The organism is Mesorhizobium sp. LNHC252B00 (genome assembly GCF_000502955.1).
GTDB lineage: Bacteria > Pseudomonadota > Alphaproteobacteria > Rhizobiales > Rhizobiaceae > Mesorhizobium.
In genome coordinates, this window is record NZ_AYWO01000123.1 from 1 (window position 1) to 449 (window position 449).

General features: G+C 62.1%; 1 protein-coding gene. It reads right to left on the minus strand.

Going from position 1 to position 449, the window contains the following annotated elements:
• The coding region (locus X744_RS139665) for an ABC transporter permease (protein WP_023763256.1) at window positions 1-449 on the minus strand (449 nt) is incomplete at both ends.

Genomic DNA, 449 nt, shown 5'->3' on the forward strand with positions numbered 1-449 from the left:
CTCGGCCTGGGTCGGGTTGCCGATGCCGATGCGGGCGGCGAGCAGCACGCCGACGAAGGCCGCGCACAGGCCGGAAAGCGTATAAGCCATGTAGATGGTGCGCTGGACATTGACGCCGGACAGGCGCGAGGCCTCGGCGTTGGAGCCGACCGAGAACAGATACCGGCCCCAACGGCTGTGATGCAGGAAGACATAGGCGGGCACACCCACCAGGATCACCATCCAGAACAAATTGGGGATGCCGACAAAGGAATTGCGCGAGAAGGCGGTAAAGCTGTCGCTGTTGATGTTGATCGAGTTGCCGTTGGTCATCAAAAGGCCGATCCCGCGCAGCGAGGTCAGCGTCGCCAGCGTGATGATGAAGGGCGGCAAGCCCATCTTGACGATGCCGAAGCCATGGAAAAGGCCGATGGCGACACCGACGAGCAAGGTGATCAGGATGGCGACCG